The organism is Pseudomonas sp. B5(2017) (genome assembly GCF_002112825.1).
Lineage (GTDB): Bacteria > Pseudomonadota > Gammaproteobacteria > Pseudomonadales > Pseudomonadaceae > Aquipseudomonas > Aquipseudomonas putida_Z.
In genome coordinates this window covers 501,740-514,785 of sequence record NZ_NEIR01000001.1, presented here as the reverse complement: position 1 = coordinate 514,785, position 13,046 = coordinate 501,740, and the positions used below count along the sequence as shown (strand labels likewise).

Below are 13,046 nucleotides of genomic sequence, written 5' to 3'. Positions count from 1 at the left end.
AGGGATAGTTGGCGCATGTACTCATGTGCTGCTCCTCTAACCGGCAGCCGGCAGCCGGCAGCCGGCAGGCGCAACGCTGCGCCGCTCTGACATTGAAACTCCCGATTGACGATTGCCTGTGGCCACCCTGCTGCACAGGCTGCAAAGCTTGAATGATAGGTGCACGACGCAACGGACGGTAGGTGATGAAATGCGCCGCAGCGTTCTGCCTGGTGAACGCTGCCACTCCGTCAAAGGCGCTACGCCGACCGCTCGAACGCCACCGCAAGAAAGTCGATCAACTCCCGCACCGCTGGCGTCAGCCCCCGCCGCGAAGGAAACAGGGCGATTACCTCGCCCATCCTGGGTACCCAGCTCTCCAGCACGTTCAGCAAACGCCCGGCGGCCAGGTCATCCTTCACCATATCCGCTGGCAGCAGCACCACGCCCACGCCCGCGAGCGCGCCCTGGTACAGCACCGCGATATCGTCGGAGACCAACCGTGGGCGGAAGCGAATGGACGCCACCCCGCCTTCGGGGCCGTCCAGGTCCCAGACGTACTCCTGAACATTCGCCCCCCAGCCAAGGCTGGGCAGTTCAAACAGGTCGGCAGGCTGCAGAGGGCGGTCGTACTGCGCCAGCAAGCCGGGCGAAGCCACCAGGCACTGGCGGCTCTGCGCCAGTTTGCGCATCACCAGCTCGCTGCTTTCCAGCGGTTGATGGCGCACGCTCAGGACCAGGTCGAAGCCCTCGCCGATCACATCGACCCGCCGGTTGTAGCTCTTCACCAGCAACTCCACCGCCGGGCATTGCACCATGAACTGCCCAAGCATCGGCGCCAGGCGTGCATCCAGCAGCGAGGTGCTGCAGGCCAGCCGGACAATGCCGCTGGGCACGGCGCGGCTGCGCTGGATAGCGTCCTCGGCAGCAAATGCCCGATCGACCATCGACATACAGTGATGGTAGTACTCCAGCCCCACTTCGGTGACCGCGAACTGCCGGGTGGAGCGCTGGATCAGGCGCACCCCCAGGCGGTCCTCCAGATTGGCGACTCGCCGGCTCAGCCGCGACTTGGGCAGGCCGAGCGCGCGCCCGGCCGATGCGAAACCGCCACACTCGACCACCTTGGTATACAGGTACAGCTCATTCAAATCGAACATCATGCTCATCGCCCACCCCCAGCTATTCGAGAATGGTCACGGTGGCAGTGGTACCCGCACGCAAGGGTGGCGCATCGGCACTGCGCTCCAGGCGCAGCCGTACCGGGATCCGCTGGGCAAGCTTGACCCAGGTGTAGCTTGGGTTGACGTTGGCCAGCAGGCGGTTGCCCGGCTGGTTCTCGCGGTCGGTAATGGCATAGGCGATGCTCTCTACCGTGCCATCCAGCACCTCGCCACTCATCAGGGCGATGCGCGCACGGCTGCCCACCTTGATTTTCGGCAACTTGGTTTCCTCGAAATAGCCACTGACGTGGAACGACGAACTGTCGACCAGCGCCAGCAGCGGCATGCCCGGCTGGGCATAGTCGCCCTGGCGGGTCAGCAGGTTGGTCACGTAACCGCTGACCGGGGCGCTGACCCGGGTGCGTTCGAGGTCGAGCCGGGCCTGCTGCAGCGTGGCCTCGGCGAGTTGCACGTTGGCCTGTGCCAGGCCGAGGTTGGACTGTTCGCGCAGCAGGTCGGCCTGGGCCACGGCCACGTCGGTGCCGGCCTTTTCCCATTCTTCGGCAGAGATTGCCGACATCGATTGCAGCTTGCGTCGGCGTTGCTCTTCGCTGCGCCGCTGCTTGAGCTGCGCCTCGTTGGCGACGATGGCGGCCTGCGACTGGCCCAGCGCCGCACGCGCGACTTCGACGGCTCGCACAGCATGCAGCACGGCCAGCTCGTAGCGCGCCGGGTCGATCTGCAGCAGCAGGTCGCCCTGCCTGACGAACTGGTTGTCCTGCACCGGCAGCTCGATGATGCGCCCTGCCACCTCGGCCGACAGGGTCACCACATCGGCCCGCACACGGGCATCACGGGTCCAGGGCGCACGGGTGTAGTAGTCCCAGGCAAACCAGCCCAGCATCACCGCAAGCGCCAGCACCGCCAGGGTCACGGCTTTGGCAAGAACAGGTTTCAACACAGGCATATTCAGGCACTCACTCCCATCGACAACACCAGCGCCGCGCAGATCGCGGCATACAAGGCGCCCTGCAACAGCGCCGGGTGCCACACACGCGCCAGCACGCCACTGCGCCGCAACAGGGCGTCCAGCACCAGGAACAACGGCAACCCCAGCAACAACGCCTGGGCAATCGGCGGCAGGTAGACCCCGCCAAACTCGAAATCAACGGGCATAGGCGCCCTCCTCCTCAGGCAACGTCTGCGCTGCCAGCACCGGTCGATAGCGCTGCAGCAACTGGCCGGCAACCGATAGCGCGACCCGCAGGATGAACAACTGCCGCAGCGTCTCGCGGCCCGCCTCGGCGTGTGCCTGGTGCAGCGCATCCAGGGTTTCGGCAAGCTCGGCCAGCTCGCGCAACAGCCCGTCGACATCCACCCGCCGGCGTGCACCGATCAGATCCGCCATCTCCTGCAACCCTAGGCGCAAACGCGCCTTCGTGCCTTCAGGCAACACCGTGAGGTTGACGCACTGGGCATGCGCCTGGCCCAGCGCAATGGCCAGCGCCGGGCACACCAGGCTGCAATCGAACAACTCCCGGGAGCGCGTATCAGTGGCGGCGGGCAACAGGCCGATCATCGCCGACAGGCGGTCCAGCATGCGGCTCTCGAAATCGAACTGACGCGCCACGCTGGCAGGTGCCGTCACGTACTCATGCACATCCTCGCGGGTCTGGCGGAACAGCCGGGCCATGCGCTTTTGCGGGTTGAACGGGAACACCAGGGCGAACACCACCATCGCCAGCCCGCCAGCCGCCGCATAGCCACCAGCAAACTCGAACCACTGCATGGCACTGTTGTGGTAGGCGCCGACATTCTGCGGCCCGATCATCAACAGGCTGATCAACCCGATGCCCATGCCGATGCCGGCGGTCATGGGGCTGGCCAGGCCGACGGCCGCCAGGTACAGCAACGGCACCAGGCACACGGCAAGCATTTCGAAATCGGTGAACATCGGCAGCAGGGCAAACTGGTACACGGCGGACAACAGCAGCGCGACTAGCAGGCCGCGGTTGTAGTTCTGGCTGGCCAGCAACGGCCGCGGCAGCGTCGCCATCAGCGAGCACATGACACCGATCAGGATCACCCCGGAACGCGCGCCGTCCCAGGCCGTTTCGATCCACAACCAACCGGCGAGAAACAACGCCAGGAACGCCCGCACGGCGTTCATGCCGGCCAGGCGGAAGTCCAGATGCAGCGCGCTGGCCTGCCCTTGGGCATGGGGGCAACTGGCGCCCCTGCCCTGCTGGATCGCCTCGTTGAGCTCGATCAGTTCGTTCAGCTGCTGCAGCAGGCGCGCCTGCTCCCAGCGCAGGGCCCAGGCCAGCGAGCGCATGCGCGGGGGCAAGGGCTCGTCGAGAAACTCGACCCGGTCAGCGGCGGCGTCGAAGCGCTGGTACAGGTGGTGGATCGCTTCGCGGCGCTGCGCCGACAACTTCACGCCGTCACGGGCCAGTGCCTCCAGGTTGTCCAGCTCGTCCTGGCGCAACAGCTGGATTTCTTCTGGCAACGGCCCTTGCCAGTGCTGCTTGATCAACTGCCGCTGTTGGCGCAGTACCAGCAGGCGCGACACCAGCAGCACCAGTTGGTTGGCCAGCAGCTGCACCAGCCCATCGGCGTTGCGCAGGTGCGGCGCATCGAAATAGAGATGACGGCGCAGGCCTTCCAGCGCACTGATCTCGCTGATCAATTGCGCCTGCCGCTGGTGCAGCGCGGCTTCGTCCTCTTCGCTGCGCACCACCTCGGCGGCGTGCCGGGCGATCAGCTTGACCAGGCTATCGACCTTGCTGAAGTAGCCCTGCGCCACTGCCTGTGGGCGCGCGCTCAACAAACTGACCACGGCCACGCAGGCCACCGCCAGCAGGGTTTCGGTCAACCGGGTGATGGCCAGCAGGAGGATGCCGTCCGGTTCCGGCACGGCCAGCATCGCGACCACCACAGCGGTAAACCCGCTGAGGACGAAGGCATGCGAGTCGGTATAGCGCAGCAGCGTGCCGCCCGCCGTGCAGAACGCCAGCCACAGGGCCAGGCAGACGATGAAAGGCATTGGCGCCTGGGGGAAAAAGGCCATGATCACCACCGCCATGGCCGCCCCCGCTGCGGTACCCACTACCTGGGCGAAACTGCGCTTGAGGGTCATGCCGGCCAACGGCAGGCTGATGATGATCACGGTCATCAGCGCCCACTTCGGTTGTTCCAGGTCGAAGATGAACGCCAGGTAGAGGCACAACAGGCCTGCAACGATGGTACGCAGCGCGAAGAACAGCACCACACGGCCAGGGTTCAAGGCCATCTTGAAATAGGAAATCAGTGGAGCCATCCGGCACCTCGGGACACGGCCAGGGAGCCGCGCATGGGCGCATGGCATTCCGGGCCGGGTTGATTCATGAGCTGGAGGCGTCTCTGCGCATCCGCGAGCACACTCACATTACCGTTCAAGTGCGCGAGTCGAGCAACCGTAAGATATATAAGCAGATTAACTGACGACAGGTTGGGTACCGCCCTGCTCGAGGCGCAGGCACCGGCGGCACAAAACTGACGTGTGACACAAGCGATCGGGGAGCCATGCACGCGCATGGCGCCCCGGCCGGATTACTTCGACAGCTTGCTGAAGCTGGTCATCAGGTTACGGTAGTCCGGGATGTGGTTGGAGAACAGCGTGCCCAGGCCCTCGATGTCGTTGCGCCAGTCGCGGTGCAGCTCGCAGGCCACGCCGAACCAGGTCATCAGTTGCGCGCCGGCGGCTTCCATCCGGCGCCAGGCCGAATCACGGGTCAGTTCGTTGAAGGTGCCGGAGGCATCGGTGACCACGAACACATCGAAGCCTTCCTCCAGGGCCGACAGTGCCGGGAAGGCCACGCAAACCTCGGTCACCACGCCGGCGATGATCAGCTGCTTCTTGCCGGTGGCCTTGACCGCCTTGACGAAGTCTTCGTTGTCCCAGGCATTGATGTTGCCCGGGCGCGCGATGTACGGCGCGTCAGGGAACTGCTCCTTGAGTTCGGGCACCAGCGGGCCATTTGGGCCGTTCTCGAAGCTGGTGGTGAGGATGGTCGGCAACTTGAAGTACTTGGCCAGGTCCGACAGGGCCAGCACATTGTTCTTGAAACGGTCGGGTTCGATATCCCTTACCAAAGAGAGCAAACCCGTCTGGTGATCCACCAGCAGTACGGCGGCGTTATTCTTGTCCAGTCGCTTGTATTGAAAGGCCATGATGTTTTCCTTACTCGGGTTGGATGCGTTTGGTATGACTTCGCCCAAACAATGGCGCCCCGGTAAGATAACCAGCCAGGCAGAGCCGTGACAGGCTGACATCCGCAACACAGAGTCCCATTTCAGGAACAGCCACCTGGCACTGCGCGCCCCCCTGTAGGAGCAGCACAAGGCTGCGCTCATAGAACTGCACATGACTCATTGAATTAGCAGGGCCCCTGTGGGAGCGGCTTTAGCCGCGAACACCGGCGCAGCCGGTGCCATGCACCGCGTTGGATTCTTCGCGGCTAAAGCCGCTCCCACAGGGTACGAGGATCGCTTGCGAATTCAGTTATCTGTCGCGCAAGGCCGTGGGGTTGAGGCTTCAGCCCAGCAACTGGCTCAATACCGCACGCAACTTCCCCGGTTTGACGGGCTTGTTCAGCAACGGCGCACCGAGCTTGTTCAAGGAGCGTCGGCACTGATCGCTGCGGTCGGCAGTGATGATCACCGCGGGAATGGCGGCGCCGAAATGTTCACGCAAGTGCCTGACCACCTCGCAGCCGACAACACCGTGGTCCAGGTGAAAGTCCGCCAGGATCAATTCCGGTGCCCGCCCCTGCAAGGCCAGCAAGGCCCCGGCCTGGTCCGTCGCGGTAACCACTTCGCAGCCCCACTGCCCGAGCAGCGCGCCCATGCTCTCGAGGATGCTCACTTCGTTGTCCAGTACCAGCAGGCGGCGGCCCGGCAACGGGTTGCCGGCGCCCGGCTGCGGCGCGGCCTGGTGGATAGGCAGCGGCATGGCTTCGCCGATCGGCACGTCGATGCTGAACATCGAGCCACGCCCCGGCCACGAACGCACTTCGATGCGGTAGCCGAGAATCTTGGCGATCCGCTCGACGATGGCCAGCCCCAGGCCCACGCCCTTGCGGTCGGCGGCGCGGCCTACGTCCAGTTGGTTGAACTCGAGGAAGATGGCCTGCAGCCGATCCGCCGCGATGCCCCGCCCGGTATCCCACACCTCCAGGCGCAAGTGATCGCCGCGGCGCCTGGCCCCCAGCAGGATCCTGCCCTCGTCGGTATAACGGCAGGCGTTGCTGAGAAAGTTGCGCAGGATACGCGTCATCAGCCGCAGGTCGGTACTGATGGCGTAGTCGCCAATGCGCGCGCGCAGCTTCAGGCCTGCCGCATCGGCCACCGTGCGAAACTCCGAGACCAGTGGCCCGAACAGTTCGTCGAGGCGATACAGCGCCACGTCCGGCTTGACCGCCGCCTGGTCGAGCCGGGAAATGTCCAGCAGGTCGGTCAGCAGGTCTTCGGCACCCTCCAGGGCCTGGTGGGTACGCTCCACCAGCACCTTTTCCGCGTCTGGCAATGGCCTTTCGCGCAAGGTCGAGATCAGCAGCCGCGCGGCATTCAGCGGTTGCAGCAGGTCATGGCTGGCGGCAGCGAGGTACTTGTCCTTGCTGCGGTTGGCGGTTTCCGCGGCGTCGCGGGCATCGCGCAGGGCGCGGGCAATCTGTTTGCGCTCGGCGATCTGCTGTTGCAGATTGCGGTTGGCCTCCAGCAGTTCATCGGTGCGGGCGGCCACCCGTTGCTCGAGTTCGTCATTCAGTTGCTGCAGGCGCTGCTGGGCCAGCTTGCGTTCGGTGATGTCGGCGACAAACCCTTCCACCAGCCCTTCCTGGCCGGGCTTGAGCAACAGGTTCATCAGCACATCGAGGTGGCTGCCATCCTTGCGCCGCAAGCGGGTTTCATAGCCGTGCAGGCTGCGTTCACGGGCGAGGGTCGCGGTGATGGCGTGCAATTCTTCGGCCCCGCCGACAAACAGGTTGGCGGCAAGGTCCGTCAGCGGAAACAGCAACGCTTGCGGGTTGTCGTAACCCAGCATGCGTGCCAACGCCGGGTTGGCGGCACGCATGCCGTCTTGCAGGCTGGCCTGGAAAATCCCGTGCACGGCGTTTTCGAACAGCCACTTGTAGCGGTTGCGTTCGGCCTCCAGCTCGTCCAGGCGCGCCGCCAGCTCCGGGTAATGGCTCTTGCGCGCCGAGTGGTCGCCCAGCCCCAGCAGCCCGGCCAGCGCCCGTTGCTGCTCGTCAGAGGGCCTCGCCATAGACCACCTCGACATCACGCTGGCTCGACGCACGCGGGTTGGTGAGGATGCACGGGTCATCCATCGCATGTTGCGACAGGAACGGGATATCGGCCGTGCGCACCCCGTGCAGGCCCAGGGTTTCGTGGAAGCCGATGGCATGCTTCAGGGCGATCAGGTGCTCGACCAGGCGCGCGCAGATCTGCCGGTGGTTGAGGCCGCGGCAGTCGATACCCAGCACTTCGGCAATCACCTTGAAACGCTCCGGTGCCGAGCTGTAGTTGAACGCCACCACGTGCTCCACCAGCACCGCATTGCACAGGCCATGCGGCAGGTCGAGGAACCCGCCCAGGCTGTGCGACATGGCGTGGACCGCACCCAGGATCGCATTGGAAAACGCCAGCCCCGCCTGCATGCTGCCCAGCATGATCTTCTCGCGCAGGGCGATATCGGTGGGGTTGGCGATCATTTCCACCAGGTTGCCGTTGATCAGGCGCATGGCCTCCAGCGCATGGGGGTCGGTCAGCGGGCCGTGGCCGGTGGAAACGAAGGCTTCGATGGCATGCACCAGCGCATCGATACCGGTGCAGGCCGACAGGAACGGGTCCATGCTCAGGGTGGTTTGCGGGTCGATCAGCGACACGTCCGGCACCACCGCCTTGCTGACGATGGAGAACTTCATGCGCTCCTGCTGGTTGGAAATGATCACGAACTGCGACACGTCCGCCGAAGTGCCGGCCGTGGTCGGGATCAGGATCAGCGGCGGGCTGGGCACGCGGATCATGTCCACGCCTTCGAATTCGAGGATGCTGCGCCCGTGGGCGACCACGATGCCGATGGCCTTGCCGCAATCCATCGGGCTGCCGCCGCCGACCGCGACGATCACATCACAGTGGTTCTGCCGGTAGATCTCGGCACCGAGCATCACCTCTTCGACCCGTGGGTTGGGTGATACGGCGCTGTACAGGCAGTAGTCGATGCCCTGGGCCTGCAGGCTGGCCTCCACGTCCGCCACCCAACCGGCGGCAATCACACCGGGGTCGCTGACCACCAGCACCTTGCGCGCACCGAAGGTCTTGGCGTAATTGGCAACATTGTGCCGGCAGCCGGCACCAAAGATGATCTCGGGTGAAACGAACTTGCGAAGCGGGCTGAAACTCTGGCTCATCGGGAAGCCTGTTCTTATTGTTCTGGAAGGTAACCGCCAGCGTAAAGCATCCCGTAGCGAAAGCAACCAGACCAAAGCGTGACCACGGCTCATTCGATCCAGTACTTGGCACGGGCCACCTCCAGGAACGCCAGGATGTCCTCGTCGAGCCCCGGCACACCAGGGAAGCGCTGTGCCAGGCGGTCGATGACAGCCGCCACGCTGCGCTGGCCGTCCAGCAACTCGAGCACCCAGCCGGCACTGGCATTGAGCTCGATGATGCCCTCGGGGTACAGCAGCACATGGCACGCCTGGCGCGGCTCCCAGCGCAGGCGAAAGCCCTTGCGCAAGGCCAGGGCTTGTTCACGATCGATCAGGTTCACAACAGGTTTGCTCAGTGAAGACCCGGCCATCGCGGTGATGGCCGGACAGGCATCAACGATTGGCGAAGTACATCGTCACTTCGAAGCCGATGCGCAGGTCGGTAAAGGCGGGTTTAGTCCACATGGGGCATTCCTCTTCTTGGTGCCGGGCGATTCCGGTAGAGGCATTAATGCACGGGCGGCGGCGGGGCCGAATGCTACTTTGGGACAGGTTTGCGGGGTGCGTTGGTAGGGGGAGCAAAAAACCCAAAAGCTTGCGCGATACCTGTAGGAGCGGCCTTGCGTCGCGAAAGGGCCGCATGGCGGCCCCAGCAATCTGTGCCACATGGCCGAAAACCTGGGGCTGCCTTGCAGCCCTTTCGCGACGCAAGGCCGCTCCTACAGCTGATCGCGTCAAGCTGATCCTTGGTTTAGAAGAAGCCCAACGGGTTGATGTCGTAGCTCACCAGCAGGTTCTTGGTCTGCTGGTAGTGATCGAGCATCATCTTGTGCGTCTCGCGGCCCACCCCGGACTTCTTGTAGCCACCGAACGCGGCATGCGCCGGGTACAGGTGGTAGCAGTTGGTCCACACGCGCCCGGCCTTGATCCCACGGCCCATGCGGTAGGCACGGTTGATGTCACGGGTCCACAGCCCCGCGCCCAGGCCAAACTCGCTGTCGTTGGCGATCGCCAGGGCTTCGGCTTCGTCCTTGAAGGTGGTCACGCCCACCACCGGGCCGAAGATCTCCTCCTGGAACACGCGCATCTTGTTGTTGCCCTTGAGCAGGGTCGGCTGGATGTAGTAACCGCTGGCCAGGTCGCCGTCGAGCCGTTCGGCAGCGCCACCGGTGAGCAGCTGCGCGCCCTCCTCCCGGGCAACCTGCAGGTAGGAAAGGATCTTGTCGTATTGCTGCTCCGATGCCTGGGCACCGACCATGGTCGCGGTGTCCAGCGGGTTGCCACGGGTAATCCTGGCGATCTTTTTCATCACCTCGGCCATGAACGGCTCGTAGATCGACTCCTGGATCAGCGCCCGCGACGGGCAGGTGCACACTTCGCCCTGGTTGAAGAACGCCAGCACCAGGCCTTCGGCTGCCTTTTCGATGAACGCGGGCTCGGCCTGCATGATGTCTTCGAAGAAGATGTTCGGCGACTTGCCGCCCAGTTCGACGGTGGACGGGATGATGTTCTCGGCCGCGCACTTCATGATGTGCGAGCCCACCGGGGTGGAACCGGTGAAGGCGATCTTGGCGATGCGCTTGCTGGTGGCCAGGGCTTCGCCGGCTTCGCGGCCAAAGCCCTGGACGATGTTCAGCACGCCTGCCGGCAGCAGGTCGGCGATCAGCTCGGCGAAAATGGTGATCGACAGTGGCGTCTGCTCCGCCGGCTTGAGCACCACGCAGTTGCCGGCGGCCAGGGCCGGGGCGAGCTTCCAGGCGGCCATCAGCAGCGGGAAGTTCCACGGGATGATTTGCCCGACCACGCCCAGCGGCTCGTGGATATGGTAGGCCACGGTACCTTCGTTGATCTCGGCGGCGCCGCCTTCCTGGGCACGGATGCAGCCGGCGAAATAGCGGAAGTGGTCCGCCGCCAGCGGCACGTCGGCGTTGAGGGTTTCGCGCACGGCCTTGCCGTTGTCCCAGCTTTCGGTAACGGCCAGTACTTCGAGGTTCTGTTCGATGCGGTCGGCAATCTTCAGCAGCACCAGGGCGCGGTCCTGCACCGAGGTCTTGCCCCAGGCCTCGGCAGCGGCATGCGCGGCGTCCAGGGCCTGCTCGATGTCCTGGGCGCCGGAGCGCGGGAACTCGGCAATCGGCTGGCCGTTGACCGGCGAGCTGTTGGTGAAGTACTGGCCGCCCAGCGGCGGCACGAATTCACCGTTGATGAAGTTGCCGTAGCGTGGCTTGAAGGACACGATGGCGCCTGGGGTTCCGGGTTGTGCGTAGATCATGCTGAGCCTCTGCGGGTCGATGCCTGTCCGGCGACAGGCGATGGGCCGATGGTAAAAAGCCCCGCCTGCCGGGCGAATGCATCGTTGGCAGCGGGGCTCTCGTCATTTGGTAGTAGGGCCGCCTGCCGCAGGGTCTGCTGCAGCAAGCGGCGGGTTATCGGCTTAGCGACTGGCGCTTGCCGTTTGCAGCTGCTTGGGCAGCTTGAAGGTCCAGAGCATGCCGCCCTGGTTGAAGTCCTTGACCCGCTTGGCCACTTCGCCGCCCCACAGCGGCACCGCGCCGCCCCAGCCGGAAACCACCGAAACGTACTGTTCGCCGTCCATTTCCCAGGTCACTGGCGAGCCGAGCACGCCGGAGCCGGTCTGGAACTCCCAGACCTTGTCGCCGGTCTTGGCGTTGAACGCCTGCAGGAAGCCTTCCGGCGTGCCGGTGAACACCAGGTTGCCCTTGGTGGTCAGCACCCCGCCCCACAGCGGCGCGAAGTTCTTGTGGCGCCACACTTCCTTGCCGCTGACCGGGTCGATGGCGCGCAGCACGCCGATGTAGTCTTCGTTGAGCGGCTTGATGGTGAAGCCGGCGCCAAGGAACGCCGCGCCCTTCTTGTAGGCGATGCCTTCGTTCCAGATGTCCATGCCCCACTCGTTGGACGGCACGTAGAACAGCCCGGTGTCCTTGTTGTAGGCCATCGGCATCCAGTTCTTGGCACCGAGGAACGCCGGCGCCACGAACACCGAGCTGCCCTTGGCCTCGCTACCCGGCGCCCCCGGCCGGCTGGCCTCGTTGTAGATCGGCCGGCCGTCCTTGTCCAGGCCGGTGGCCCAGGTGATCTTGTCGACGAAGGGGAAGCCGCGGATGAACTTGCCGTTGGTGCGGTCCAGCACGTAGAAGAAGCCGTTGCGGTCAGCGGTGGCGGCGGCCTTGACCTCCTTGCCGCCGTCCTTGTAGTTGAACGAGATCAGCTCGTTGACGCCGTCGAAGTCCCAGCCGTCGTGCGGCGTGCTCTGGAAGTGCCACTTGATGGTGCCATCGTCGGGGTTCAGGGCCAGGCGCGACGAGGAATACAGGTTGTCGCCCGGGCGCAGGTGCGAGTTCCACGGTGCCGGGTTGCCGGTGCCGAACAGGATCAGGTTGGTTTCCGGGTCGTAGTAGCCGCCCAGCCAAGGTGCCGCACCGCCGGTCTTCCACAGGTCGCCGGGCCAGGTCTTGCCTGCCTCGCCGCCGGAAATGCCGTTTTCGATCGCCTTGCCGTCCTTGTACACGTAGCCCATGTGCCCTTCCACGGTCGGGCGCATCCACAGCAGCTCGCCGTTTTCCGGGTTGTAGGCCTGGATCTTGCCCACCACGCCAAACTCGCCGCCGGCAACGCCGGTGATCAGCTTGCCGTTGACGATCATTGGCGCGGCGCTGATGGAGTAGCCTTCCTTGTGGTCGGCCACCTTCTTGCTCCATACCACCTTGCCAGTGTCCTTGTTCAGCGCCACCAGCTTGGCATCGAGGGTGCCGAAGAACACCAGGTTGCCGTACAGCGCCACGCCGCGGTTGATCACGTCGCAGCACGGGCGGATGTCATCGGGCAGGCGCGCATCGTATTGCCACAGCTTCTTGCCGGTACGGGCGTCCACGGCGAACACCCGCGAGTAGGAGCCGGTCAGGTACATCACCCCGTCCTTGACCAGCGGCTGGGCCTGCTGGCCGCGCTGCTTCTCACCACCGAAGGAAAACGCCCAGACCGGCCGCAGGTCCTTGACGTTGTCGGTATTGAGCAGGTTCAGCGGGCTGTAGCGCTGGCCCTGCACGCCCAGGCCATTGGTCACGATCTGCTGCGGGTTCTTCGGGTCCTGGAGAATTTCTTCATTGCTGACAGCGGCGTGGGCTGCACCGGCAAGCAGCATGGCGCTGAGCACCAGGCTCAAGGCGAACACGGGACGACGTGTGGATCGGGTCATGACGGCTACCTTTGGTTTTTTTGTTGTATCCGGGAAAACTTCCCGGTGTGTCGGGAATTCTTGGTCCCGACCTGCTTGCCAACAATTGCCCGCAGTGCGGAGTTTTCTAGTTCCTTGGTATCAGTGAACCTACGCGGTTCCCTGTAGGAGCGGCCTTGTGTCGCGAAAGGGGCGCGAAGCGGCCTCAGGATTTGTGCCCATGACTAAAATTGC

11 protein-coding genes are annotated in these 13,046 nt (G+C 64.5%); all 11 read right to left on the bottom strand.

Annotation, left to right across the window (positions count from 1 at the left end; genetic code table 11):
- Positions 1 to 239: 239 nt before the first annotated feature.
- The 11 genes from CAG00_RS02365 to pedH all read right to left on the bottom strand — a co-directional run bounded on the left by CAG00_RS02365 (position 240) and on the right by pedH (position 12,833).
- The gene (locus CAG00_RS02365; protein ID WP_025339543.1) at positions 240 to 1,139 is read right to left on the bottom strand and encodes a LysR substrate-binding domain-containing protein; all 900 of its coding nucleotides are present in this window, start codon (positions 1,137 to 1,139) and stop codon (positions 240 to 242) included.
- Positions 1,140 to 1,161: 22 nt separating this feature from the next.
- On the bottom strand, positions 1,162 to 2,100 hold the full coding sequence (locus CAG00_RS02360; RefSeq protein ID WP_085663452.1) for an HlyD family secretion protein: 939 nt from the start codon (positions 2,098 to 2,100) through the stop codon (positions 1,162 to 1,164).
- An 11-nt stretch (positions 2,101 to 2,111) separates the two neighbouring features.
- The gene (locus tag CAG00_RS02355) at positions 2,112 to 2,318 is read right to left on the bottom strand and encodes a DUF1656 domain-containing protein (RefSeq protein ID WP_046613872.1); all 207 of its coding nucleotides are present in this window, start codon (positions 2,316 to 2,318) and stop codon (positions 2,112 to 2,114) included.
- Positions 2,308 to 4,461, bottom strand: a complete 2,154-nt coding sequence (locus CAG00_RS02350; protein WP_085663378.1) for an FUSC family protein — start codon at positions 4,459 to 4,461, stop codon at positions 2,308 to 2,310. The genes CAG00_RS02355 and CAG00_RS02350 overlap by 11 nt, the downstream gene beginning before the upstream one ends.
- Positions 4,462 to 4,733: 272 nt before the next feature.
- Positions 4,734 to 5,354, bottom strand: coding sequence for an isochorismate family cysteine hydrolase YcaC (gene ycaC / locus CAG00_RS02345; protein ID WP_046613875.1), 621 nt, complete (start codon positions 5,352 to 5,354; stop codon positions 4,734 to 4,736).
- A 364-nt stretch (positions 5,355 to 5,718) separates the two neighbouring features.
- The gene (locus tag CAG00_RS02340; RefSeq protein ID WP_085663377.1) at positions 5,719 to 7,446 is read right to left on the bottom strand and encodes a NahK/ErcS family hybrid sensor histidine kinase/response regulator; all 1,728 of its coding nucleotides are present in this window, start codon (positions 7,444 to 7,446) and stop codon (positions 5,719 to 5,721) included.
- On the bottom strand, positions 7,430 to 8,593 hold the full coding sequence (gene ercA, locus CAG00_RS02335; RefSeq protein ID WP_025339550.1) for an alcohol dehydrogenase-like regulatory protein ErcA: 1,164 nt from the start codon (positions 8,591 to 8,593) through the stop codon (positions 7,430 to 7,432). Before ercA ends, CAG00_RS02340 begins: the two co-directional genes overlap by 17 nt.
- An 89-nt stretch (positions 8,594 to 8,682) precedes the next feature.
- Positions 8,683 to 8,955, bottom strand: a complete 273-nt coding sequence (gene pqqD / locus CAG00_RS02330; protein ID WP_025339551.1) for a pyrroloquinoline quinone biosynthesis peptide chaperone PqqD — start codon at positions 8,953 to 8,955, stop codon at positions 8,683 to 8,685.
- Between the two features lie 52 nt (positions 8,956 to 9,007).
- Positions 9,008 to 9,079 (bottom strand): pyrroloquinoline quinone precursor peptide PqqA, encoded by a 72-nt coding sequence (pqqA, locus tag CAG00_RS02325; RefSeq protein ID WP_003253598.1) that lies wholly within the window; start codon positions 9,077 to 9,079, stop codon positions 9,008 to 9,010.
- A gap of 286 nt (positions 9,080 to 9,365) precedes the next feature.
- Complete coding sequence (locus CAG00_RS02320; protein ID WP_025339552.1) at positions 9,366 to 10,886, bottom strand: aldehyde dehydrogenase family protein; 1,521 nt, start codon at positions 10,884 to 10,886, stop codon at positions 9,366 to 9,368.
- A 162-nt stretch (positions 10,887 to 11,048) separates the two neighbouring features.
- Positions 11,049 to 12,833, bottom strand: coding sequence for a PQQ-dependent alcohol dehydrogenase PedH (gene pedH / locus CAG00_RS02315; RefSeq protein WP_025339553.1), 1,785 nt, complete (start codon positions 12,831 to 12,833; stop codon positions 11,049 to 11,051).
- Positions 12,834 to 13,046 lie beyond the last annotated feature (213 nt).

Coding starts and splice junctions, on each gene's coding strand:
- CAG00_RS02365 (WP_025339543.1), bottom strand. CDS start 1,139: ATGTTCGATTTGAATGAGCTGTACCTGTATACCAAGGTGGTCGAGTGT.
- CAG00_RS02355 (WP_046613872.1), bottom strand. CDS start 2,318: ATGCCCGTTGATTTCGAGTTTGGCGGGGTCTACCTGCCGCCGATTGCC.
- CAG00_RS02350 (WP_085663378.1), bottom strand. CDS start 4,461: ATGGCTCCACTGATTTCCTATTTCAAGATGGCCTTGAACCCTGGCCGT.
- ycaC (WP_046613875.1), bottom strand. CDS start 5,354: ATGGCCTTTCAATACAAGCGACTGGACAAGAATAACGCCGCCGTACTG.
- CAG00_RS02340 (WP_085663377.1), bottom strand. CDS start 7,446: ATGGCGAGGCCCTCTGACGAGCAGCAACGGGCGCTGGCCGGGCTGCTG.
- ercA (WP_025339550.1), bottom strand. CDS start 8,593: ATGAGCCAGAGTTTCAGCCCGCTTCGCAAGTTCGTTTCACCCGAGATC.
- CAG00_RS02320 (WP_025339552.1), bottom strand. CDS start 10,886: ATGATCTACGCACAACCCGGAACCCCAGGCGCCATCGTGTCCTTCAAG.
- pedH (WP_025339553.1), bottom strand. CDS start 12,833: ATGACCCGATCCACACGTCGTCCCGTGTTCGCCTTGAGCCTGGTGCTC.